General features: G+C 72.0%; 23 protein-coding genes and 1 pseudogene. 16 read left to right on the forward strand and 8 right to left on the reverse strand.

Annotation, left to right across the window (positions count from 1 at the left end; genetic code table 11):
• Positions 1-11: 11 nt before the first annotated feature.
• Both JYK17_RS20855 and JYK17_RS20860 read left to right on the forward strand, forming a co-directional pair.
• Entirely contained in the window at positions 12-1,745 is a 1,734-nt protein-coding gene (locus tag JYK17_RS20855; protein WP_222810974.1) for an MFS transporter, read from the forward strand.
• 175 nt (positions 1,746-1,920) lie between these two features.
• Entirely contained in the window at positions 1,921-2,589 is a 669-nt protein-coding gene (locus tag JYK17_RS20860; RefSeq protein ID WP_128803188.1) for a class I SAM-dependent methyltransferase, read from the forward strand.
• Between the two features lie 9 nt (positions 2,590-2,598).
• Here JYK17_RS20860 and JYK17_RS20865 read toward each other — a convergent pair whose 3' ends face one another.
• Positions 2,599-2,820, reverse strand: coding sequence for a helix-turn-helix domain-containing protein (locus tag JYK17_RS20865; RefSeq protein WP_108007911.1), 222 nt, complete (start codon positions 2,818-2,820; stop codon positions 2,599-2,601).
• A complete protein-coding gene (locus JYK17_RS20870) occupies positions 2,820-3,311 on the reverse strand; it encodes a DUF2975 domain-containing protein (protein WP_222810975.1) in 492 nt (163 codons plus the stop codon). The genes JYK17_RS20865 and JYK17_RS20870 overlap by 1 nt, the downstream gene beginning before the upstream one ends.
• A 107-nt stretch (positions 3,312-3,418) precedes the next feature.
• Between JYK17_RS20870 and JYK17_RS20875 the strand changes: the two genes are divergently transcribed.
• The 4 genes from JYK17_RS20875 to JYK17_RS20890 all read left to right on the forward strand — a co-directional run bounded on the left by JYK17_RS20875 (position 3,419) and on the right by JYK17_RS20890 (position 6,796).
• Positions 3,419-4,399: an N-acetylmuramoyl-L-alanine amidase gene (locus JYK17_RS20875; RefSeq protein ID WP_222810976.1), complete on the forward strand. Its 981-nt coding sequence runs from the start codon at positions 3,419-3,421 to the stop codon at positions 4,397-4,399.
• An 82-nt stretch (positions 4,400-4,481) separates the two neighbouring features.
• Positions 4,482-5,330, forward strand: coding sequence for a DUF5336 domain-containing protein (locus JYK17_RS20880; protein ID WP_108007908.1), 849 nt, complete (start codon positions 4,482-4,484; stop codon positions 5,328-5,330).
• Between the two features lie 109 nt (positions 5,331-5,439).
• Positions 5,440-6,450, forward strand: a complete 1,011-nt coding sequence (locus tag JYK17_RS20885; RefSeq protein WP_222810977.1) for an LLM class F420-dependent oxidoreductase — start codon at positions 5,440-5,442, stop codon at positions 6,448-6,450.
• Positions 6,451-6,502: 52 nt separating this feature from the next.
• Positions 6,503-6,796, forward strand: coding sequence for a hypothetical protein (locus tag JYK17_RS20890; protein WP_108008074.1), 294 nt, complete (start codon positions 6,503-6,505; stop codon positions 6,794-6,796).
• Positions 6,797-6,850: 54 nt separating this feature from the next.
• Here the strand turns inward: JYK17_RS20890 and JYK17_RS20895 are convergent, their stop codons facing one another.
• The 3 genes from JYK17_RS20895 to JYK17_RS20905 are packed head-to-tail and all read right to left on the reverse strand — an operon-like array spanning position 6,851 to position 10,076.
• Positions 6,851-7,918 carry a prenyltransferase/squalene oxidase repeat-containing protein gene (locus JYK17_RS20895; RefSeq protein WP_222810978.1) on the reverse strand — a complete coding sequence of 356 codons (1,068 nt, stop codon included), beginning with the start codon at positions 7,916-7,918 and terminating at the stop codon, positions 6,851-6,853.
• Positions 7,915-8,664 carry a class I SAM-dependent methyltransferase gene (locus JYK17_RS20900; protein ID WP_108007905.1) on the reverse strand — a complete coding sequence of 250 codons (750 nt, stop codon included), beginning with the start codon at positions 8,662-8,664 and terminating at the stop codon, positions 7,915-7,917. The genes JYK17_RS20895 and JYK17_RS20900 overlap by 4 nt, the downstream gene beginning before the upstream one ends.
• Complete coding sequence (locus tag JYK17_RS20905; RefSeq protein WP_108007904.1) at positions 8,658-10,076, reverse strand: glycosyltransferase family 4 protein; 1,419 nt, start codon at positions 10,074-10,076, stop codon at positions 8,658-8,660. Before JYK17_RS20905 ends, JYK17_RS20900 begins: the two co-directional genes overlap by 7 nt.
• A gap of 210 nt (positions 10,077-10,286) precedes the next feature.
• On the opposite strand from JYK17_RS20905, the gene JYK17_RS20910 reads away from it, so the two are divergent.
• The gene (locus tag JYK17_RS20910) at positions 10,287-10,928 is read left to right on the forward strand and encodes a TetR family transcriptional regulator (protein WP_108007903.1); all 642 of its coding nucleotides are present in this window, start codon (positions 10,287-10,289) and stop codon (positions 10,926-10,928) included.
• A 54-nt stretch (positions 10,929-10,982) separates the two neighbouring features.
• On the forward strand, positions 10,983-11,651 hold the full coding sequence (locus tag JYK17_RS20915) for a maltokinase N-terminal cap-like domain-containing protein (protein WP_222810979.1): 669 nt from the start codon (positions 10,983-10,985) through the stop codon (positions 11,649-11,651).
• Here the strand turns inward: JYK17_RS20915 and JYK17_RS20920 are convergent.
• Both JYK17_RS20920 and JYK17_RS20925 read right to left on the reverse strand, forming a co-directional pair.
• A complete protein-coding gene (locus JYK17_RS20920; protein WP_108007901.1) occupies positions 11,648-11,881 on the reverse strand; it encodes a ferredoxin in 234 nt (77 codons plus the stop codon). The genes JYK17_RS20915 and JYK17_RS20920 overlap by 4 nt on opposite strands.
• A gap of 5 nt (positions 11,882-11,886) precedes the next feature.
• Positions 11,887-13,344 (reverse strand): aldehyde dehydrogenase, encoded by a 1,458-nt coding sequence (locus JYK17_RS20925; protein WP_108007900.1) that lies wholly within the window; start codon positions 13,342-13,344, stop codon positions 11,887-11,889.
• Between the two features lie 162 nt (positions 13,345-13,506).
• Between JYK17_RS20925 and JYK17_RS20930 the strand changes: the two genes are divergently transcribed.
• The 3 genes and pseudogenes from JYK17_RS20930 (at position 13,507) to JYK17_RS20935 (ending at position 15,435) form a co-directional block, all read left to right on the forward strand.
• The gene (locus JYK17_RS20930; protein ID WP_222810980.1) at positions 13,507-14,580 is read left to right on the forward strand and encodes a Strvi_7410 family MBL fold metallo-hydrolase; all 1,074 of its coding nucleotides are present in this window, start codon (positions 13,507-13,509) and stop codon (positions 14,578-14,580) included.
• Positions 14,581-14,589: 9 nt separating this feature from the next.
• Positions 14,590-15,027: pseudogene (locus JYK17_RS40625) on the forward strand (nuclear transport factor 2 family protein); the annotation flags it as partial.
• Positions 15,028-15,069: 42 nt separating this feature from the next.
• Positions 15,070-15,435: a RidA family protein gene (locus JYK17_RS20935; protein WP_108008073.1), complete on the forward strand. Its 366-nt coding sequence runs from the start codon at positions 15,070-15,072 to the stop codon at positions 15,433-15,435.
• A gap of 40 nt (positions 15,436-15,475) precedes the next feature.
• Here the strand turns inward: JYK17_RS20935 and JYK17_RS20940 are convergent, their stop codons facing one another.
• On the reverse strand, positions 15,476-16,144 hold the full coding sequence (locus JYK17_RS20940; protein ID WP_108008072.1) for a phosphotransferase: 669 nt from the start codon (positions 16,142-16,144) through the stop codon (positions 15,476-15,478).
• 350 nt (positions 16,145-16,494) lie between these two features.
• Here JYK17_RS20940 and JYK17_RS20945 point away from each other — a divergent pair, with 350 nt between their 5' ends.
• The 5 genes from JYK17_RS20945 to JYK17_RS20965 are packed head-to-tail and all read left to right on the forward strand — an operon-like array spanning position 16,495 to position 22,048.
• The gene (locus JYK17_RS20945; RefSeq protein ID WP_222810981.1) at positions 16,495-17,718 is read left to right on the forward strand and encodes an SCO2321 family membrane protein; all 1,224 of its coding nucleotides are present in this window, start codon (positions 16,495-16,497) and stop codon (positions 17,716-17,718) included.
• 5 nt (positions 17,719-17,723) lie between these two features.
• Positions 17,724-18,389 carry an SCO2322 family protein gene (locus JYK17_RS20950; RefSeq protein WP_128803180.1) on the forward strand — a complete coding sequence of 222 codons (666 nt, stop codon included), beginning with the start codon at positions 17,724-17,726 and terminating at the stop codon, positions 18,387-18,389.
• Positions 18,382-19,449, forward strand: a complete 1,068-nt coding sequence (locus tag JYK17_RS20955; protein ID WP_128803179.1) for an energy-coupling factor transporter transmembrane component T — start codon at positions 18,382-18,384, stop codon at positions 19,447-19,449. Before JYK17_RS20950 ends, JYK17_RS20955 begins: the two co-directional genes overlap by 8 nt.
• Entirely contained in the window at positions 19,446-21,179 is a 1,734-nt protein-coding gene (locus tag JYK17_RS20960) for an ABC transporter ATP-binding protein (protein WP_128803178.1), read from the forward strand. The genes JYK17_RS20955 and JYK17_RS20960 overlap by 4 nt, the downstream gene beginning before the upstream one ends.
• The gene (locus JYK17_RS20965) at positions 21,176-22,048 is read left to right on the forward strand and encodes an ECF transporter S component (RefSeq protein ID WP_108007894.1); all 873 of its coding nucleotides are present in this window, start codon (positions 21,176-21,178) and stop codon (positions 22,046-22,048) included. The genes JYK17_RS20960 and JYK17_RS20965 overlap by 4 nt, the downstream gene beginning before the upstream one ends.
• Positions 22,049-22,101: the final 53 nt, after the last annotated feature.

Genomic DNA, 22,101 nt, shown 5'->3' on the forward strand with positions numbered 1-22,101 from the left:
GGCCTCACGCAATGACGCACACGACGAACGAACCGCCCACCAGGAGGACGAGCGGGGCCGTCGTCCCGGTACTCGCCTTCGCGGGCATCGTTGTCGCGGTGATGCAGACCCTGCTCGTCCCGGTCATCAAGGACCTGCCGCAGCTGCTGGACACCGAACCCAGCAACGCCACCTGGGTCCTGACCTCGACCCTGCTCTCGGGCGCCGTCGCCACTCCGATCATGGGCCGGCTCGGCGACCTCTACGGCAAGCGGCGCATGCTGATCCTCAGCCTCGCCGTGATGGTGGTCGGCGCACTGATCAGCGCGTTCACCAGCGACCTGCTCACGATGATCGCGGGCCGCACCCTCCAGGGCTTCGCCATGGGCGCGATCCCGCTCGGCATCGGCCTGATGCGCGACATGCTGCCCCGCGAGAAGCTCGGCTCGGCCATGGCCCTGATGAGCTCCTCCATAGGCGTCGGCGGCGGGCTCGCCCTGCCGCTCGCGGCGCTCGTCGCCCAGCACGCCGACTGGCACGCCCTCTACTACGGCGCCGCGGGGCTCGGCGTCCTGTCGATCACCCTCACCCTCCTCGTCGTACCCGAGTCGCCAATGCGCGCGAAGGGCACCTTCGACGTGCTCGGCGCCGTCGGCCTGTCGGCCGGACTGGTGCTGTTCCTGCTGCCGATCACCAAGGGCAGCGACTGGGGCTGGACCTCGGCCACCACGCTCGGCCTGTTCGGCGCCTCGGCCCTCGTGTTCTTCCTGTGGGGCGTGATGGAGCTGCGCAAGCAGGCCCCCCTGGTCGACCTGCGCACCACCGCCCGCCCGGCGGTCCTCTTCACCAACCTGGCCTCGATCATGGTCGGCGTCAGCTTCTACGTCGTCTCCCTCGTCCTTCCCCAGCTGCTGCAGCTCCCGAAGTCCACCGGCTACGGCCTCGGCCAGTCGATGGTCGTCGCCGGTCTGCTGGTCGCCCCGCTGGGCCTGACGATGATGTTCACGGCGCCGGTCTACGCCCGGCTGTCCGCCAAGTACGGCCCGAAGGTCACCCTGATCCTCGGCATGCTGATCATCGGCATCGGGTACGGCGCCGGCCTCGGCCTGATGAGCGCGCCCTGGCAGAGCGCCCTCATCGCGGTGATCCTCGGCGCGGGCATCGGTCTCGCCTACTCCTCGCTGCCCGCCCTGATCGTCGGCGCGGTGCCCGCGTCGGAGACGGGCGCGGCGAACGGCCTGAACACGCTGATGCGTTCCATCGGTACGTCCGTGTCGAGCGCCGTCGTCGGCATGGTGCTGGCGAACACCGCGCAGAACGTGGGCGGCGTCGCGATCCCGACCATGCACGGGTTCCACGTGTCCTTCCTGATCGCCACCGCCGCGGTCGCCGTCGGCCTGCTGATGGCCCTGTTCCTGCCGAAGCCGAACCGCGCCCCGCAGCTGCGGATCAGCAGCGAGGAGGAGGCCGGTATCGCACGTGCCGAGGAGGTTCTACGGGGCTTCCGCGGGCGGGTGCTGGACGCCGAGGGTGCGCCTGTGGCCCGCGCCAAGGTGACGCTGATCGACCGGCGGGGGCGCCAGGCCGGGGCCGCCGTCTCCGGGGAGGACGGCAGCTATGTCATCGCCGTGCCGGCGCAGGGGGCGTATGTGCTGGCCGCACGGGCTGCGGGGTATGGGCCGCTTGCTTCTGCTGCTACGCATCCTGGGGAGGAGCGGGCGGTGTCCGTGGATTTGGCGTTGCCCGGGGATGCGGTGACGGCGTAGCGCCCAATGCGGTGCCGCGGTCCGTCGTTGGGCGGCTGCGGCATTGATGTGGCTTGTCGCGCAGTTCCCCGCGCCCCTAAAAGCAAAAACCGTTGCCGCACCCCCCGTCGATGCTTCGGCCGGGGGTGCGGCAGCATGGGGCGGCTATGTGCACGTACGAACGGAAGGAACCCCCATGCCCGCGGCCGCACCCAAGCCCGTGATTCTGGCCGCGTTCGAGGCGGCGAAGGGGTTCATGCCTGTGGACGAGGGGCTGGCGCTGTATGCGGCGGCCGTGGAGGCGGGGGCGTTGGGGCTGCCTCTGCTGGAGGTGGGGACGTACTGCGGGCGGTCCACGATTCTGCTCGCCGACGCGGCGCGTGAGGCCGGGGTCATGGCGCTGACCGTCGACCACCACCGCGGCAGCGAGGAGCAGCAGCCCGGCTGGGACTACCACGACCCGGAGACGGTCGACCCCGAGATCGGCCTGATGGACACGCTGCCCACCTTCCGGCGGACCCTGCACCGGGCCGGTCTCGAGGAGCACGTGGTGGCGCTGGTCGGCCGTTCGCCGCAGGTGGCGTCGGTCTGGGGCTCGCCTCTCGGCCTGGTCTTCATCGACGGCGGGCACACCGACGAGCACGCGACCGCCGACTACGAGGGCTGGGCCCCGCACGTCGCCGAGGGCGGACTGCTGCTCATCCACGACGTCTTCCCGGACCCCGAGGACGAGTTCACCGGACAGGCCCCGTACCGCGTCTACCTCCGGGCCCTGCGGTCCGGGGCCTTCACGGAGGTTTCGGCGACCGGTTCGCTGCGCGTCCTGCGGCGGACGGGCGCGGGGACGTCGGCCACCGGGCGCTGACGCACTGCCTCATCCGCTCGCGGAGTCGTCGGCCTCCCAGCGGAGCAGGTCGCCCGGCTGGCACTTGAGCGCCTCGCAGAGTGCGGCGAGCGTCGTGAAGCGCACCGCCTTGGCGCGGCCGTTCTTGAGCACCGCCAGATTGGCGGGCGTGATCCCCACGCGCTCCGCGAGCTCGCCCACGGACATCTTGCGCCGGGCCAGCATCACGTCGATGTCGACGGCGATCGGCATCAGATCACCTCGTCCAGCTCGGCCCGCATCCGCGTCGCCTCGACGTCGCGGGCGACGGCCTGGGCGAGCAGCATCCGCAGCACGAGCACGATCAGGGCGACCCCCAGGATGGCGAGGCCGATCCCGGCCATGATGACGGTGACGCCGGGATCCTCGCGCTGGCCCGGCGCGTTGACGCCCGTGACCGCGAACCACACCAGGGCGGCCGCCACGACCGCGCCGATCACCCCGTCCACGTACCGGAAGGCCGCGTGGGAGAACACGGTTCCGCGACGCACCATCGCCACCAGCCGCCCCACGCAGACCACGGCGACCTGGACCGTCACCATGCCCAGGATCGTGATCACGCGCATCGCGGTCAGCGGGAGCGTCCCGTCCTCCGGGTCGTTCCCGCTGATCAGCACCCACACCATCAATGCCTGAACGAGCACGGTGCCGACCAGCACCACACCGAGCACGGCGCGCAGCGCACGTACCGCCAGCTGCCCCATGAGCCATCCTTCCATCGATTCGCGATGGGAATCTATCGATTTTCGATAGGCGCCGCAAGGGGGTGGGACTGCCACGCGCTTCCTGAACGGCCGCTAGGGTTACAGCCGTGTCGTATGTAGGCCCGGATTTCGATCCTCCCCAGCCCCGCCGCCCCCGCCGCCGCCCTCTGACCGTCGCGGTCGCCGCGCTCGTGCCGGGTGCGCTGCTCGGGTGGCTCGTGTACGAAGCGGTCGGCGGGACGGGAGGTGGGGACGGCGCGGACAAGGCGACCGTGCAGACCTCGGCCACCTCGGCGTCGGGATCGTCGGGACCCAGCGCCGCCGGCTCCACCGCCACCGACGACGGCAAGCGGCCGAGCGCGCCGGCCACGCACGCCTCCCCCACCTCCTCGGCGCCCGCCGCCACCGGCTCCCTCAAGGGCAAGGTCGTCGTCATCGACCCGGGCCACAATCCGGGCAACTTCCGGCACACGGCCGAGATCAACCGCCAGGTGGACATCGGCACCAACCGCAAGGAGTGCGACACCACGGGCACGGCCACCAACGCGGGCTACCCAGAAGCCCAGTTCACGCTGGACGTCTCGCACCGGCTGAAGGCGCTGCTGGAGAAGCAGGGCGCCACGGTGAAGCTGACCCACGACAACGGCTCCCCCGCCTGGGGCCCTTGTGTGACCGAACGGGCCGAGATCGGCAACAAGGCCCACGCCGACGCCGCGATCTCCATCCACGCGGACGGCTCCGCCGTCGGCAACCGCGGATTCCACGTCATCCTCCCGGGGTTCGTCGACGCGGGCGGCGCGGATACCCGCAAGATCGTCGGCCCCTCCGCCGATCTCGGCAACTACATCGCGGGCAAGTTCGTGCGCGTGACCGGCAGCGCACCGGCCAACTACATCGGCGACGGCTCCGGCATCGTCACGCGTAAGGACCTGGGCGGTCTCAATCTGTCAACAGTTCCCAAGGTCTTCATCGAGTGCGGCAACATGCGCGATAGCAAGGATGCGGCACTGCTCACCAGTAGCACCTGGCGACAGAAGGCCGCGCAAGGGATCTCTGATGGAATCGTGAGTTTCCTGCACGCTTCGTGACAGGCGGGCGGATCCCGGCAGACACCCTGGTCGGGGGGCGATAGTGTCTACCGACGACGAGACGACCTACGAAGGACCTGAAGTGAATATCCGCTCCCTCACTCGAGGCGACGGCGTGGTGATCGGAGCAGCGGTGTTGCTGTTCATCGCGTCGTTCCTCGACATCTACTCCGTCGATGGGGCCCCTGACAGCGCCGAGCTCCCCAACTCCTGGGAAAGCGGTCCGGTTTTGATGGGCGTCGTCCTCGCAGGCATCATCGGCGCCGCGCTCGTCGTTGTGTCCCACGGCCTGCCGCAGGTCCCGAAGGTGGCCGGTCTCGACCTCGGCCAGTTCGGCACGGCGTTCACCGTCTTCGCTGCCTGGGCCGCGCTCGGGAACATCTTCGACCCGCTCGGCGGCACGGACAACGTCGGCTCCGCTTCGGACAACGGCGTCAGCGCCGGCACCGGCCTGATTCTCGCGCTCATCGCGACCCTGGTCATGGCCGGAGCCGCGGTCGCCACCGCTCTCGTCCCCGCGCTCCGTGCGCCGCTCCTCCCCGCCCCCAAGCCCGCCGCCCCCCAGCCCTACGGCGCCCAGCCCCAGGGTGGTTACGGCTACCCGGGTGCGCAGCAGCCGCAGTACGGGGGTCAGCCGCAGCCGGGGCAGCCCTACGGTGCCCAGCCGCAGGCGGGCGCGCCTCAGCCCGGGCAGCCGCAGCCGGGGCAGCCTCAGCCGCAGGCGGCGGGTGGGGACTTCTCGCCGTTCTGGTTCGCGGTGCCCGTGCCGCGGCCGCTGTTCGCGGAGGACGGTTCGCCGACGCCGATCGCCGAACTGGCGCCCGGCACCTGGTACCTGGCCGTGGAGCAGCGCGGCCCGGGTCTGGTGGCGCAGACGCAGGACGGCCGTCGTGGCGTTCTGCAGGACACGTCCGGCATCCAACGCGGCTGAGTCCGCGCGCACGGCCTCACACCGGCCCCTCGCCCTTCCGGGTGGGGGGGCCGTTGCCGTACAGTCGCAGCCCACCGGCAGGTAACTGACGACCCGTCAGGAGGCGTCGATGCGACTCGGGCTCGCCCTCGGCTACTGGGGCCGCGGCCCCTCCGCGGACCACGTACCGCTCGCGCAGGAGGCCGAGCGGCTCGGGTACGACTCCGTGTGGACCGCGGAGTCCTGGGGTTCGGACGCCTTCACGCCGCTCACCTGGATCGCGGCGCGGACCTCAACGATCAAGCTGGGCACGGCCGTCGCGCAGATGGCGGCCCGGTCGCCGACCACCACCGCGATGCACGCGCTCACCCTCGACCATCTCTCCGGCGGGCGGATGATGCTCGGTCTGGGGCTGTCGGGACCGCAGGTGGTGGAGGGGTGGTACGGGCGGCCGTTCCCCAGGTCGCCGCTGACCGCGACGCGGGAGTACGTCGACGTCGTACGGCAGGTGTTGCGGCGGCAGGGGCCCGTCGAGGCGGAGGGGCGGTTCCACGCGCATCCGTATCGCGGCGAGGACGGGACGGGGCTCGGGAAGGCGCTCAAGTCCATCACGCATCCGCTGCGCCCCGATCTGCCCGTGCTGCTCGGTGCGGAGGGGCCGAAGAACGTCGCGCAGACGACGCGCATCGCCGACGGCTGGCTGCCGCTGTACTGGTCGCCGAGCCGTCCGGACGTGTACGGCCCGGCACTCGAGCAGCTCCCGCCCGGTTTTCTCGTCGCCCCGATGGCGCGCGTCCAGGTCTGCGACGACCTGGCGGAGGGGCTGTTGCCGGTCAAGACCATGCTCGGCTTCTACATCGGCGGCATGGGCCACGCGTCGCGCAACTTCCATGCCGACCTGATGGCGCGCATGGGGTACGAGGAGGAGGCGCGGCGTATTCAGCGGCTGTTCCTGGAGGGCCGGCGCGAGGAGGCGGTGCTCGCGGTCCCGGATGCCTTCGCCGACGAGATCTCGTTGGTCGGGCCGCGTGAACGGATCGCGGAGCGGCTGGAGTTGTGGCGCAAGGGCCCGGTGACGGATTTGCTCGCGCTGTCCCCGGACCGGCACTCGCTGCGGGTGCTGGCGGAGCTCAACTCGTAGGGGCCGTCGGTCACGAAGGTTTCACATGCGCTTCGGCGGCAACCTGTTCGGCATGTCCCCTCGATATCGCAACGGTGCCAACCAGGCCGGAACGGTCATCGCGATCGTTGCCGACGTCATGGCCCTCATCCTGGGCCTGTGGATTCTCATGTACCTGCTGGACGCGAACCGCGCGAACGACTTCGTGCAGTTCATCCACAACGCGGCTCTGTGGCTGGCGGGTTGGTCGCACGACCTGTTCACGTTCGACGATGCGTGGGCGCGCGTGGTGGCCGGCTACGGCCTCGCGGCCGTGGTCTACCTCTTCGTCGGCCACGCCATCGCCAACCGCGTCCACCGCCACTGACGCCGACGCCGACGTCGCTGAGGCCGTAGGCCCCGATCGCCGCGGGCCGAGGGCTCAGCAGCAGTCGGGGTCGAGTCCTCGCGGCAGGCTCTCTCCGCCGAACACCGTGCACGTCGCCTCGTGGCCGCCCAGGGCGGCGACCGCGAGGAGGAGCGAGCCGGCCGTCCAGGTGGTCAGTTCCCGGGGCCAGACGGCCTCGTCCTCGAAGACGTATCCCGTCCAGTACAGGCCGCTCTCCGCGTCCCGCAGGTGCTGGATCGCCTGGAGGATGTCCAGCGCGCGGTCGGACTCGCCCATCACCCAGAGCGTGAGGGCGAGTTCGGCCGATTCCCCGCCCGTGACCCACGGGTTCGGCACGACGCAGCGCACCCCGAGGCCGGGCACGACGAAGCGGTCCCAGCCTTCCTGGATACGGGACTTGGCCTCCGTGTCGGTCAGCGCGCCGCCCAGCACCGGGTAGTACCAGTCCATCGAGTAGCGGTCCTTGTCGAGGAACCGCTCGGGGTGGCGGCGGATCGCGTGCCGCAGGGCGCCGAGGGCCAACTCCCAGTCGGGCTGCGGCTCTTCACGCTGCTCGGCGATGGCGAGCGCGCAGCGCAGCGCGTGGTGGACGGAGGAGGAGCCGGTCAGCAGCGCGTCGGTGGTGAAGCTGCCGTCGTCCTCGCCCTTCCAGCCGATCTCCCCGCCGGGCTGCTGGAGCCTGAGCACGTACTCGACCGCCGCGTACACCGACGGCCACATGCGGTCCAGGAACAGGTCGTCGCCGGTCGACAGATAGTGGTGCCACACGCCGACCGCGATGTAGGCGACGAAGTTCGTCTCCCGGCCGTGGTCGGTGACGTCCGCGAAGTCCCCGTCGGCGTAGGCCGCGTACCAGGAGCCGTCCTCGTTCTGGTGGCGGGCGAGCCATGCGTAGGCCCGCTCGGCCGCCTCGTGCTCGCCCGCGGCGTCCAGCGCCATGGCGGCCTCGGTGTGGTCCCAGGGGTCCAGGTGGTGGCCGCGGAACCACGGGATCGCCCCGTCCTCCCGCTGCACGGCGAGGATGCCCCCTACGGTCGCGGCGGCCTGCCCGGCGGTGAGAACCCCGGGCAGGACGAGGTGTTCTGTCCGGGGAGTGGTCACCGGGTCTCCGCCCCCGCCTCGGCGAGCGTCGGCAGGTGCGGTTTGGTCGCGTAGGCCACGAAGCTCTTGCCGATCAGCGGGTTGAGCGCCTGCTCGGCGACCCGGGTGGCCAGCGGCTTCTTCATGATGTCCCAGACCAGCAGCTTGTGGTACGCCTTCACCGGCAGCGCCTGGTCGTTGTCGACGCCGAACGCGCACTTCAGCCACCAGTACGGCGAGTGCAGCGCGTGCGCGTGGTGGGTGCCGTAGGGCCTGAGTCCGGCCTCCCGGATCTTGGCGAGGAGTTCGTCCGCCCGGTAGATGCGGATGTGGCCGCCCTCGACCTCGTGGTAGGCGTCGGACAGCGCCCAGCAGACCTTCTCGGGGCCGTAGCGCGGGACGGTGATGGCGATGCGGCCGCCGGGCTTCAGCACCCGGACCATCTCGGCGAGCACGCCCTTGTCGTCGGGGATGTGCTCCATCACCTCGGAGATGATGACGACGTCGAAGGACTCGTCGGGGAACGGGAGTTGGAGGGCGTCTCCCTCCATGGCCGTGGCGCTCGCGCCCTCGGGCGCCTCGCCGGCCTCCTTCATCGCCGCGAACCACTTGGCGACCTCGCGGATCTCCTCGCCGTTCTGGTCGAGCGCCACGACCTGCGCGCCGCGCCGGTAGCACTCGAAGGCGTGCCGGCCCGCCCCGCAGCCGAGGTCCAGGACGCGGTCGCCCGGGGCGAGCGGGAACCGGGAGAAGTCGACGGTCAGCACGTGGCCCTGCTTTCGGGGTTGGATACGGCTAGTTCTTCCACGGCTGCCGCCTGGCCGGCCGCGGGGGTGTGCGGGGCGGCGGGGCGCGCGGGGGGCCGCCCGGCGGAGGCGGCCATGGCGTCGCGGTAGTGGCGCACCGTGCCCTCGGCGGCGCGGGCCCAGGTGAAGTGCTTCAGCACCCGCTCCCGCCCGGCGCGGCCCAGGCGCACCCTCAGTTCGGGGTTGCCCAGCAGGCGGTTGACGGCGGCGGCCAGCGCGCCCGGGTCGCCCGGGGGCACGGCGAGGCAGGTCTCGCCGTCGGGTCCCGCGACCTCCGGGATGGCCCCGCCGGTCGTCGCGACGAGCGGTGTGCCGGTGGCCATCGCCTCGGCCGCCGGGAGGGAGAAGCCCTCGTAGAGGGAGGGGACGCAGGCGACCTCCGCCGAGCGGACCAGGTCGACCAGTTCGGCGTCCGAGATGCCCTTGACGAACTCGACGGCGCCTTCGAGGCCGTAGCGCTCGATGGCCTGGGCGACGGGTCCCTCGGTGGGCCGCTTGCCGACGACGACGAGGTGGGCGTAGGCGTGCTCGGTGCGGACCTTCGCCAGCGCCTCGACGAGGAAGACCAGGCCCTTGAGCGGCACGTCCGCGCTGGAGGTCGTCACGATCCGGCCGGGCACGACAGGCACGGACGGGTCGGGCGAGAACAGTTGCGTGTCCGCGCCGATGTGCACCACGTGGATACGGTCCTCACGCACGCCGAGGTGGTCGACGATCTCGGCGCGGGAGGTGCCCGAGACGGTGAGCACGGAGGGCAGGCGGCGCGCGACACGCTTCTGCATGCGGGTGAAGGCGTACCAGCGGCGCTTGGACAGCTTCTGCTGCCACCCCTCGGCCGCGTCCAGCTCCAACTGGCGGTCCACGGTGATGGGGTGGTGGATCGTGGTGACGAGCGGGGCGCCGACGTCGCCCAACAGGCCGTAGCCCAGCGTCTGGTTGTCGTGCACGACGTCGAACTCGCCGCGCCGGGCGCGCAGATGGCGCCGTGCGCGCAGGGAGAAGGTCAGCGGTTCGGGGAAGCCGCCGGTCCACATCGTCGCGACCTCCAGCGCGTCGACCCAGTCGCGGTACTCCTCGCGCCCGGGGGTGCGGAAGGGGTCCGGCGAGCGGTAGAGGTCGAGGCTGGGCAGCTCGGTCAGGCTCAGACGGTGCGCGTAGTCCGCGCCCTCGTCGAGGACCGGGTAGGGCTGGGAGCCGATGACCTCGACGCGGTGGCCGAGGCGGGCCAGTTCACGCGAGAGATGCCGGACGTAGACGCCCTGGCCGCCGCAGAACGGGTTCCCTTTATAGGTGAGGAGCGCGATGTGGAGCGGTCGCTCGCCGTCCGCGGCGGGGTCCTCCCGGGGCCCCGCCTGACTGGCCTCAGCGGTCACTCTGGGCCCCCTTCTGCATGCACTGTCCCGCGAGATTACGCCGGGACGCTAATCTAGAACAAGTTTCAGACTTGATCGTCCAGGAGGCTCTGAATCTACCGGGCGGTAGGGGCGCTGTGAGCAGTGGATCAGGTGATTCGCGCCACGGCGGAGCTGCTGCCATGCTCGGTCCGATCACCAGCCCTCACCGACCGTCACGGAACGGGACCCATGTCTGCGGAAGCCAAGGAGGCCAAGGTGGAAATGAATGCCTCGCAGCCGGCCTCCCCGCCCCTCACGGAGCGGCAGGAGGCGCGTCGCCGGCGCATCCTGCACGCGAGCGCGCAGCTGGCCAGCCGGGGCGGTTTCGACGCGGTGCAGATGCGTGAGGTCGCGGAGTCCTCGCAGGTGGCGCTGGGCACGCTGTACCGGTACTTCCCGTCCAAGATCCATCTGCTGGTCGCCACCATGCAGGACCAGCTGGAGCACATGCACGGCACGCTGCGCAAGAAACCGCCGACCGGCGACACGGCGGCCCAGCGGGTCGCGGAGACCCTGATGCGGGCCTTCCGCGCCCTGCAGCGCGAGCCGCATCTGGCCGACGCGATGGTCCGCGCGCTCACCTTCGCCGACCGCAGCGTCTCGCCGGAGGTGGACCAGGTCTCCCGCCAGACCACGATGATCATCCTGGACGCGGTGGGCCTGGAGAACCCCACCCCCGAGCAGCTGTCCGCCGTCCGTGTCATCGAGCACACCTGGCACTCCGCCCTGATCACCTGGCTGTCGGGCCGCGCCTCCATCGCCCAGGTCAAGATCGACATCGAGACGGTGTGCCGGCTGATCGACCTGACCGATCCCAGAGCGCCGGAGTGACGCCTCGCTGAGGTCGTCTGGCGGGCCGGGCCGGTCGGACCGGAGAATGCCGGCATGGCCGTCATTCACCACACCACCCTCAAGCCCACCAAACTCGAACTCCTCTCCGCATGGCTGCCCACCCGCTCCTGGTACCACGGCTCCGCCGAACCGGAGTTGGCCAAGGCCGGCGGATTCCGGCTGGACGATCCGGAGGGCGAGGTCGGGATCGAGTTCCTGGTCGCCAGGGAGGCGTCGGGGACCTATCTCGTACCGCTGACGTATCGCGGCGCCCCGCTCGACGGCGCCGAGCACGCGCTCGTCGGCACCATGGAGCACGGCGTGCTCGGCCCCCGCTGGGCCTACGACGGCTGCCACGACCCCCTGCTGACAAGGCAGTTGCTCGCCCTGATCGAGGGCCGCACCCCCGCGCACGCGCAGAGCGTCAGCGACACCCTCGACCACGAGGTCGTCCGCTCCTACACCGGCGAGGGCCCGATCGGCGCCCCGGGCGCCCCAGAGGACACCCAGGACAGCACCGAGTTCACCGTGCCGGGCGGCCTGATCCTGCGCCTGCACCGCGCACTGACACCGATACGGGACGAGGCCCCCGTGGACGAAACCCTCGTGGACGAGGCCCCCGTACCGGAGACCGTCGGCCATGTCTCCGGGGTGTGGGAGCAGTCCGACGGCAGTCGGGTGCGGGGGCTGATCGCCACCCTGCGAGCCGCACCGTACTCCTAGTCCTCCGGCGGGAACACCGGCTCCCCGCTGCCCAGCAGGGTGATCACGATGGCCTCCACCGGGCAGCTCTCCGCCGCGGCCAGGATGCGTTCGTTGGCGTCGGTCTCCGGTTCCACGGGGTGGGACTGCATGGCGGAGTCGAGGCGGAAGGCGCCCTCGGCGCGGTTGACGCACTGGGCCGAGCCGATGCAGACGGAGCGGTCGACCTCGATGTGCCAGCGGTCGCCCATGCCGCTCACGCCTTCCAGCCGGCCGGCAGGTGGATCATCTTGTGCTCCAGGTACTCGCCGTACCCCTCAGGCCCGAACTCCCGCCCCAGACCTGAGTTCTTGTAGCCGCCGAAGGGGCCGAGCATGTCGAGGCTGAAGGTGTTGACCGAGTAGGTGCCGGTACGGACCCTGCGCGCGACGTCGATGCCGTGCTCGACGTCCGCGGTCCACACGCTGCCGCTCAGCCCGTACTCCGAGTCGTTCGCGATCTTCACGGCGTCGGACTCGTCGCCGTAGGGGAGCAGGCAGATCACCGGTCCGAAGATCTCCTCCCGGGCGATCCGCATCGAGTTGTCGACATCGCCGAAGAGGGTCGGCTCGACGTACCAGCCGCGGTCCAGGCCCGGCGGACGGCCGCCGCCGGTGAGGATCTTGGCGCCCTCCTCCTGGCCGATGCGGATGTAGTCGAGGTTGCGCTGCTGCTGGCGCCGGGCGACCAGCGGGCCGACCTGGGTGGCCGCGTCCAGCGGGTCCCCGACCACGAGGGCGCCCGCCGCGGCCGCGAAGGCCTCGGCGAACTCGTCGTAGCGCGAGCGCGGCAGCAGGATGCGCGTCTGGGCCACGCACGCCTGGCCGTTGTTCATCCAGGCGGCCGGGACGACGCCCGCGACCGTGCTCTCGACGTCCGCGTCCGGCAGGACGACCGCCGCCGACTTGCCGCCCAACTCCAGTGTCAGCCGCGTGAGATGGCGGGAGGCGACCTCCATCACGCGCCTGCCCGCCGCCACCGATCCGGTGAAGGAGACCTTGTCGACGCCCGGGTGCCCGACCAGGTACTCGCTCACCTCGCGGTCGGCCGGCAGGATCGACAGCACCCCCTCGGGCAGCCCGGCCTCGCGGGTGATGTCGGCCAGGATGTACGCGTCCAGCGGCGACTCCGGGGACGGTTTGAGGATCACCGAGCAGCCGGTGAGCAGCGCGGGCGCGAGCTTGGCGGCGGCGACGAACTGCGGGACGTTCCAGGGCACCACGGCCGCCACGACCCCGACCGGCTCCCGGCGCACCATGATCTTGCCGAGCGCGCCGTCGCGGGTCTCCTCGTAGGTGAAGCCGCGGGCGACCGTGATCGCCGCGTCCCAGACCATCATCGCGCCGAGCGCCTGCGCGAGGACGCTCCAGGAGTACGGCGAACCGTTCTCGGAGGAGATCGTCCGCGCGATCTCCTCGTGCCGTACCGCGATCGCGTCCTTGATCCGGGTGACGACCTCGATCCGTTCGTCGAGCGACGCCCGCGCCCAGGGCCCGTCGTCGAAGGCCCGGCGGGCGGTCTCGACGGCCCGGTCGACATCGGCCTTCGAGGCGTGCGGCACCCGCCCGAAGACCTCTTCGGTGTGCGGCGAGATCACCTCGATCACGTCCGTGCCGAGGGGATCGGTCAACTCCCCGCCGATGAACAGCTGTCCGTGTTCCACGAGTTCTGTCATGACCGACTGCCTCCCCGGCGAGTCTTCCCTGACGGTTCATCAGATACGGGAACTGATACCAGTTCCACTCGGAGGAGTCCACAGGCCCGCGATGGGTGACTTGGGCTCCCATTGGAACTGGTTCTAGTTATAGTGACGGCAAGGCGGCGGACAGGGGAACCCATGGCACAGGTCACCGACCACGGCGGAGGCGTACGGTCCGTCCGGGTCCCCATCCCGGACAACCCGCTCGGGCACACCCTCGTGTACGTCGTCGACACCGACCGCGGCCCGGTCCTGATCGACACCGGATGGGACGACCCCGACTCCTGGTCCGTGCTCACGGAGGGCCTGGCCGCCTGCGGTACGAACGCCGACGAGATCCACGGCGTGGTGATCACCCATCACCACCCCGACCACCACGGCCTGTCCGGCAGGGTGCGCGAGACCTCCGGCGCCTGGATCGCGATGCACGCGGCGGACACGGCGATCGTCCGGCGCACCCGCGACACCCGGCCCGGCCGCTGGTACGCGTACATGACCGCCAAACTCACCGCCGCCGGCGCCCCCGAGGAGCACATCGCGCCGCTGCGCACCCCCCGCCCGCGCACCGGCCTGCCCGGCCTCTCCCCCGCCCTGCCCGACCGCGAGATCGTCCCCGGCGAACTCCTCGACCTCCCCGGCCGCCGCCTGCGCGCGATCTGGACCCCGGGCCACACGCCCGGCCATGTCTGCCTCCACCTGGAGGAGCAGCACCCGAGTCAACTCGCGGGCAACGGGCGCCTGTTCTCCGGCGACCATCTGCTGCCCGAGATCACCCCGCACATCGGCCTGTACGAGGACCCCGACGACGCGACGGTCACCGACCCCCTCGGCGACTACCTCGACTCCCTCGAACGCGTCGGCCGACTCGCCCCCGCCGAGGTGCTCCCCGCCCACCAGTACACCTTCCCCGACGCGGCCGCCCGCGTACGGGAGTTGCTCGACCACCACGAGACGCGCCTGACGGGCCTGCTCACCCTGCTCGCCGAACCGCTCACCCCCTGGCAGCTCGCCGAACGCATGGAGTGGAACCGCCCCTGGGTCCAAATCCCGTACGCGTCAAGGAACATCGCGGTCTCGGAGGCGGAGGCGCATCTGCGGCGGCTGGTGAAGCTGGGGCGGGCGGAGGCGGTGGCGGGGAGTGATCCGGTGACGTACGTGGCCGTTCAGCACGCGTCGGCGGAGGATCTTCCACAGCCGTCCGAGGATCTTTAATGGACGTCCATGGACACCCTTCTCGCCGAACGCGCCTGTGAACGACTGATCCTCGACTTCGTGCACCGCCTCGATCTGGGTGAACCCGCCTCCGTGGCGGAGCTGTTCACCGAGGACGGCGTCTGGGAATGGCCGGCTCCGGGGGACGGACGACGGTCCGAGGGGCGCGCGGCGCTCCGCGCGTACTTCGGTGCCCGCCCGGCGGACAAGCTCTCGCGCCGGGTCATGTCCAACATCCGCGTCACGGTGACATCCAAGGACACCGCCGAGGCCACCTCGTACTTCACGACGTACCGCGTCGAAGGCTGGTCCGGCGGCATGGTGCCGGCCGCTCCACCCGTCCAGGTCGGCCACTACGAGGACACCTTCCGCCGCGTCGACGGACAGTGGCTGCTCGCCTCCCGCATCCTGCGCCTGCCCTTCGGCGGCCCCACCCCGCGCCAGGGCCGCGGCGCCCACGAGGCCGTCCGTACCGACCGCGCCCCCTTCATCCCCTTCCCCGACGGCACCGAGCCCCCGCTCTCCCAGGGCGTGCGCACCGGCCCTCTCCTCCTCACCTCCGGCCAGGGCCCCCTGGACCCCGCGACCGGTGACATGCCGGCCGACTTCGCCGCCCAGGCGCTGCGGGTCCTCACCAATGTCGAGGCCGTGGTGGCGGCCGCGGGCGGCGACCGGCACTCCGTCGTCCGCTGCACCTGCTATCTGGCCGACCGCGCCCACTTCGCCGACTTCAACCGCGTCTACCGCGACTTCTTCGCCGACTGCTCGCCGCTGCCGGCCCGTACGACGGTGGTGGTGCGACCGGTACGCGAAGGGGTGCTGGTGGAGGTGGACGCGGTGGCCGTGCTGGGGTGACCGCCGCCGCCCCGGCTCGCACGGGCGCAGATGCCGTGGATCACCGCCAGTACGACCTGACCAACTGCTCGGCGGCCCCGAGGAGTTCGACCTCCTCGCGGCTCATCATCACATCGGCCGCGCGCCGCCTCCGGGCCTCGGTCAGCCCGTGCTCGGTGAGTTGGGAGGGGTCGGCCAGCAGTACGTCGAGCAGTTCGCGGGCGGGACCGGCGATCGGTCCGTCGCCGACGGCGACCTGGGCCAGGATGACGGCGGTCATGCCCCAGTCCAGGGCGGGGTCGCCCTCCTCGGTGTTGCTCCAGTCGATCACGCGCGGTCCGTCGGGCGTGAGCATCACGTTCTCCGGGTGGAGGTCCAGGTGCAGGATGCGGTGATCGGCCGAGGCCGAGCGGCGACCGGGGATGCCGTGCAACTGCCGCAGCAGCCGGGCGAGCATCGCGCCGCCCTCGGCCGCACCGATCAGCCCGGCGCCGTACGCCTCCACCATCGTCGGCCCGGCCAGCCGCTCCATCACGAGCTCCGTACGCGTCGACTCGGCGAGCCGGACCCGCGGTACGGGATAGCCGTGCGCCCGCACGTGCTCCATCACGGCGCCCTCGGCGACCGCGTCCCCCCACCCCTCGCGGTTGCGCCGCACCACCCACGCGCCGTCGATCGCGTACACGTCGTTGGCCCGCCCCGAAGCGAGCAGTCTCCCCCTGGTCGTCATGGGCCCGAAGCTACCCGTGATGCCGCCCTGCCGCCCTCGCTCCTCCGGGTTCGGTCCGCCCGGGACTGCGGGCCGGTCACAGGCGGCCCGCAGGGCCTGCGCCGCGGCCCGGTACAGTGGCCAGGTCGTCATCACACCCGTTCGGGGGGAAGCCGGTGCAATTCCGGCGCTGACCCGCAACCGTGACAACCGTCCGTGAGAGGGCGGTCAGCCGGACTGCCCCGTACGGTCGTGACCGGCTCACGTGTGTCGGCAACCGGCCGGCGCACGGCACCGTCGAGGCATACGGAGCCGAGCCGCCCGGGGTGTCCCGTGCTGCCCGCTCCCGCAGGGAGAGGCACCCGCCGATCATGAACGTCGTACGCCGCAGCGCCGCGGCCCTGGCCGCCGCCGCAGTGATCGGCGCGGCCGCACCCGCCGTCGCCGCGTCCTCCTCGCCGTCCCCGTCGGCACTGCCCGCCGGTCTGTACGGCACCACGGACCCGAAGTACGACGGCGTCTGGCGCCAGTCGCTGGCCCTGCTCGCGCAGCACGAGACGGGCGTGCGGCCCGCGGCGAAGGCCGTCGACTGGCTGGCGGGGCAGCAGTGCGCGAACGGGGCGTTCGCGCCGTTCCGCGCCGACACCGGCAAAGCCTGCGACGCCAAGACCATGGTCGACACCAACAGCACGGCCGCCGCCGTCCAGTCCCTCGCCGCGCTCGGCGGTCACGACACCGCCACCGGCAAGGCGGTCACCTGGCTGAAGTCCGTGCAGAACAAGGACGGCGGCTGGGGCTACGCGCCGGGCGGGGCGAGCGACGCCAACTCGACGTCCGTCGTCATCGGCGCGCTCGCGGCCGTGGGCGAGAAGCCCGCGCAGGCCACCAAGGACGGCAAGTCCCCCTACGACGCCCTCCTCAAGCTCGCCCTCCCCTGCGACGGCAAGCAGGCAGGCGCCTTCGCCTTCCAGCCGGACAAGAAGGGCAAGCTCGCCGCCAACGCGGACGCGACCGCGGCGGCCGTGGTGGGAGCCCTCGGCAAGGGGCTGACCGGGGCGGCAACCAAGCCGGCCCACGCCGCCGCGACGTGCAAGGACGCCCCCGACGCCGAGCAGGCCGCGGCCAACGGCGCCGCCTACCTCACCACCGCCCTCGCCAAGGACAAGCACCTGACCTCGGCCATGCCCGGCGCCAAGCCCCAGCCCGACTACGGCAACACGGCCGACGCGGTCCTCGCCCTCGCGACCGCCGGACAGGGCGACAGGGCGGCCGGTGCCCTGGACTGGCTGGAGGCCAACTCCGGGCCCTGGGCCAAGGCGAGCGGACCGGCCGCGTACGCCGAACTGATCCTCGCCGCCGAGGCGGCCGGCGCCGATGTCCACCACTTCGGCGGCCAGGACCTGGTGGCGCAGCTCAACGCGACCGGCCCGAAGCCCGCGTCCGTCTCCGCCTCCACCACGCCCGTCGACTCGACCAAGGCGGACAAGAAGGACGACAAGGGCGGCTCCCCCTTCGGCGTCTGGTGGATCGTAGGCGTGTGCCTGGTCGCCGGTGTCGGCGTCGGCTTCCTGCTCAGCGTCCGCAACAAGAGGTGACAGCCGTGCTCCGCCGTGCCGCAGTGCTTCTGGTCACGCTGTTCCTCGCGCTCACCGCCACCGCCCAGGCGCACGCCACCGGCTACCGCTACTGGTCCTTCTGGGACTTCGACGGCGGCCACTGGACCTACGCCACCCAGGGCCCGGCCACCGCCCGGCCCTCCGACGGGGACGTCCAGGGCTTCCGCTTCTCGGTGAGCGAGGACTCGGCCGACGCGACGAAGCCGCGCGGGACGACGTCGTTCGCGGCGATCTGCGCGCGGACACCTGCGCAGGACGGCAAGAAGCGGGTCGCTCTCGTCATCGACTTCGGTACGGCGGCGGACGCCCCGTCCGGCGAGCGTCCGCCGGCCGGCCGTACGGCCTGCGCGCGGGTGTCCGCCGACGCGACGACCGCCGACGCCCTGGCCTCGGTGGCGAAGCCGCTGCGCTACGACACCAACGCCCTGCTGTGCGCGATCGCCGGGTATCCGCGCACGGGTTGCGGGGAGCAGGTCAGCGGCGGCAAGAACGACACGAAGGACACGACCGCCCCCGGCGCCACGGCCGCTCCCGACAGCGCGGACAAGAACGACAGCGGTCCGACCGTCGGGCTGTTCGCGGGCGCGGGCGCGATCGCGCTGCTGGGCGCGGCAGCGGTGTGGCAGGCACGGCGACGCAGGCATGACTGACCGCTCCGGGCTGCACCCCGGCGCCTGGTGGCTGTGGGCGCTGGGTCTCGGCACCGCCGCCACCCGCACCACCAACCCCCTGCTCCTCGCCCTGCTCATAGCGACGTCCGGGTACGTCGTCGCCACCTGCCGCCCCCGCGCCCCCTGGTCCCGCTCGTACTCGGCGTTCCTCAAGCTCGCCCTCGCCGTCCTGGTCATCCGGCTCTTCTTCGCGGTGGCCCTCGGTTCCCCGATCCCCGGCACCCACGTCATCGTCACGCTCCCCGAAGTGCCCCTGCCGCACTGGGCGCAGGGCATCCGCCTGGGCGGCCGGGTCACCGCCGAATCACTGGTCTTCGCCCTCTACGACGGCCTGAAGCTCGCCACGCTCCTCATCTGCGTCGGCGCCGCCAACGCCCTCGCCAACCCGTCCCGTCTCCTGAAGTCCCTGCCGGGCGCGCTGTACGAGGCCGGTGTCGCGATCGTGGTCGCCCTCACCTTCGCCCCGAACCTGATCGCCGACGTCCAGCGCCTGCGCGCCGCCCGCCGCCTGCGCGGCCGTCCGGATCGCGGCGTACGCGGTCTGCTGCAGGTCGGACTGCCGGTGCTGGAGGGTGCGTTGGAGCGTTCCGTCGCCCTGGCCGCCGCGATGGACGCCCGCGGCTACGGCCGCACCGCCGAGGTCCCGCCCGCCGTACGCCGCACCACCGCCGCGCTCACCCTCGGCGGGCTGCTCGGCGTCTGCGCAGGAACGTACGGACTGCTCACCGCCGCAGGCGGCACCTACGGGCTGCCCCTGCTGCTCGCCGGGGTCGCGGCGGCGCTTGCCGGGCTGCGGCTCGGTGGCCGCCGCAGCCTGCGTACGCGCTACCGCCCGGACCGCTGGGACGTCCGGGCCTGGCTGGTCGCGGGCTCCGGCGCGGCGGTCGCGGCACTCCTCACGCTCGCGTCCACGTCCGACCCCAAGGCCTTGCACCCCGGCGTCGTTCCGCTCGTCGCCCCCGCCCTCCCGCTGTGGCCCGCGGCAGCCGTACTGATCGGCCTGCTGCCGTCCTTCGTCGCCCCAAAGGAGCCGTCGTGATCCGCTTCGAGGATGTCTCCGTGACGTACGACGGCGCGACCGAACCCACCGTCCGGGGCGTCGACTTCGAGGTCCCCGAGGGTGAACTCGTGCTGCTGGTGGGCCCGTCGGGCGTCGGCAAGTCCACGCTGCTCGGCACGGTCAGCGGTCTGGTTCCGCACTTCACGGGCGGCACCCTGCGCGGCCGGGTCACGGTCGCGGGCCGCGACACCCGCACCCACAAGCCGCGCGAACTCGCCGACGTCGTCGGCACGGTGGGGCAGGACCCGCTCTCGCACTTCGTGACGGACACCGTCGAGGACGAACTCGCCTACGGAATGGAGTCGTTGGGCCTCGCTCCCGAGGTGATGCGGCGCCGCGTCGAGGAGACCCTGGACCTCCTCGGCCTGGCTTCCCTGCGCGACCGCCCCATCGCCACCCTCTCCGGCGGCCAGCAGCAACGCGTCGCCATCGGCTCGGTCCTCACCCCGCACCCCCAGGTCCTCGTCCTCGACGAACCCACCTCGGCCCTCGACCCCGCCGCCGCGGAAGAGGTCCTGGCCGTCCTGCAGCGCCTCGTCCACGACCTCGGCACAACGGTCCTCATGGCCGAACACCGCCTGGAACGCGTCATCCAGTACGCCGACCAGGTCGCCCTGATGCCTTCCCCGGGAGCGACGCCGCTGCTCGGCAACCCGGCCGAGATGATGGCCGTATCCCCGGTGTATCCACCGGTGGTGGGTCTGGGCCGCCTGGCCGACTGGACCCCGCTGCCGCTGACGGTCCGTGACGCACGGCGCCGGGCGGGCGCACTGCGCGACCAACTGGCGCATCCGCATCCGCAGCCGCAGCCTGCGGGCAATCGTGCCGCCAGGGCGGCACGGGTGGGCGCAGGCGGCACCCGGCAAGCGCCGGTAAGCGCAAAGGCCCCCACCTCAGCCCCCACCCGCCGCTGGCGACGCCCCCTCCGCAAGCCCACCACCCCCTCCGCAACCCCATCCGCCGTCGCGGAGACCCGCTCCCTCTCAGTCCGCCGAGGCCACGTCGAAGCCCTACGCCACGTAACCCTGACCATCACCCCCGGCGAAACCATCGCCCTCATGGGCCGCAACGGCGCAGGCAAGTCCACCCTCCTCAACACCCTCGTAGGCCTGGTCCCGCCGACGACCGGCTCGGTCCTCACCACCGGCGTGCCCCCGCACCGCACGGCACCCCCCGACCTCGTACGCCGCGTGGGCCTGGTCCCGCAGGAACCCCGTGACCTCCTCTACGCCGACACGGTCGCGGCCGAGTGCGCGGCGGCCGACCGCGACGCGCAGGCGGACCCCGGTACGTGCCGTGCCCTGGTCTCGGAGCTGCTCCCCGGCATCCAAGACGACACCCACCCGCGCGACCTCTCCGAGGGCCAGCGCCTGACCCTCGCGCTCGCCGTGGTCCTCACCGCACGCCCGCCCCTGCTGCTCCTGGACGAACCGACCCGGGGCCTGGACTACGGCGCCAAGGCCCGCCTGGTCACCCTGCTGCGCGGCCTCGCCGCCGAGGGCCACGCGATCGTCCTGGCCACGCACGACGTGGAGCTCGCCGCCGAGCTGGCGCACCGCGTGGTGCTGCTCGCGGAGGGTGAGGTGATCGCGGACGGTCCGACGGCGGAGGTCGTCGTGTCGTCCCCGTCCTTCGCCCCGCAGGTGACGAAGATCCTCGCACCGCAGGAGTGGCTGACGGTCGCGCAGGTACGGGAGGCGCTGGCATGACCCCGCAGACCACGACGCCCGGGACGCCCCGGACGGACGCGCAGACCCGGACGACGAAGACCGCACAGGCCAGGGCCATCCGCCTCGGCCCCCGCTCCACGGCCGCTCTCGCCCTCGTGAGCGCGGTCGGCGTCGTCGCCTTCGGCTGGCCCTTCCTCGCGCCGCCCGCGTCCGCGCTGAACGCCCACGCCCAGGACGCCCCCTGGCTCTTCGCCGGGCTGCTGGTGCTGCTCGTAGCCGTCGTGGCCGCGACGATCTCCGAGTCCGGGCTCGGCCCGAAGGCGGTCGCCATGCTCGGCGTGCTCGCGGCGACCGGGGCCGCCCTGCGTCCGATCGGCGCAGGCACCGCCGGCATCGAGCCGATGTTCTTCCTGATGGTGCTCAGCGGCCGGGTCCTCGGGCCGGGCTTCGGCTTCACGCTCGGCTCGCTCACCATGTTCGCGTCGGCGCTGCTGACGGGCGGGGTCGGCCCGTGGATGCCGTTCCAGATGCTGGCGATGGGCTGGTTCACGATGGGCGCGGGCCTGCTGCCGGGCCCGGACCGACTGCGCGGCCGCGCCGAACTCGCCCTGCTCGCTCTCTACGGCTTCCTGGCCGCGTTCGCCTACGGCACGATCATGAACCTGGCCGGCTGGCCCTTCATGGGTGCGCTCGCCTCGGACATCGCCTTCGACGCGCACGCGGCCGTCCCCGCCAACCTGGCCCGCTTCCTCGCGTACTGCACGGCCACCTCGCTCGGCTGGGACCTGGGCCGGGCCGTCGTCACGGTGGCGCTGACGCTCACGCTCGGCCCGGCCGTGCTCAAGGCGCTACGCAGAGCCACACGGCGGGCGGCGTTCGAGACCGCGGTCACATTCGACCCCCGTTGAACGGTGAAGCACCCCACATGACCCAGGTCACTCACTAAACACCCTAGTAGTAC

Origin of the sequence: Streptomyces plumbidurans, from assembly GCF_019857225.1 — a bacterium.
Lineage (GTDB): Bacteria > Actinomycetota > Actinomycetes > Streptomycetales > Streptomycetaceae > Streptomyces > Streptomyces plumbidurans.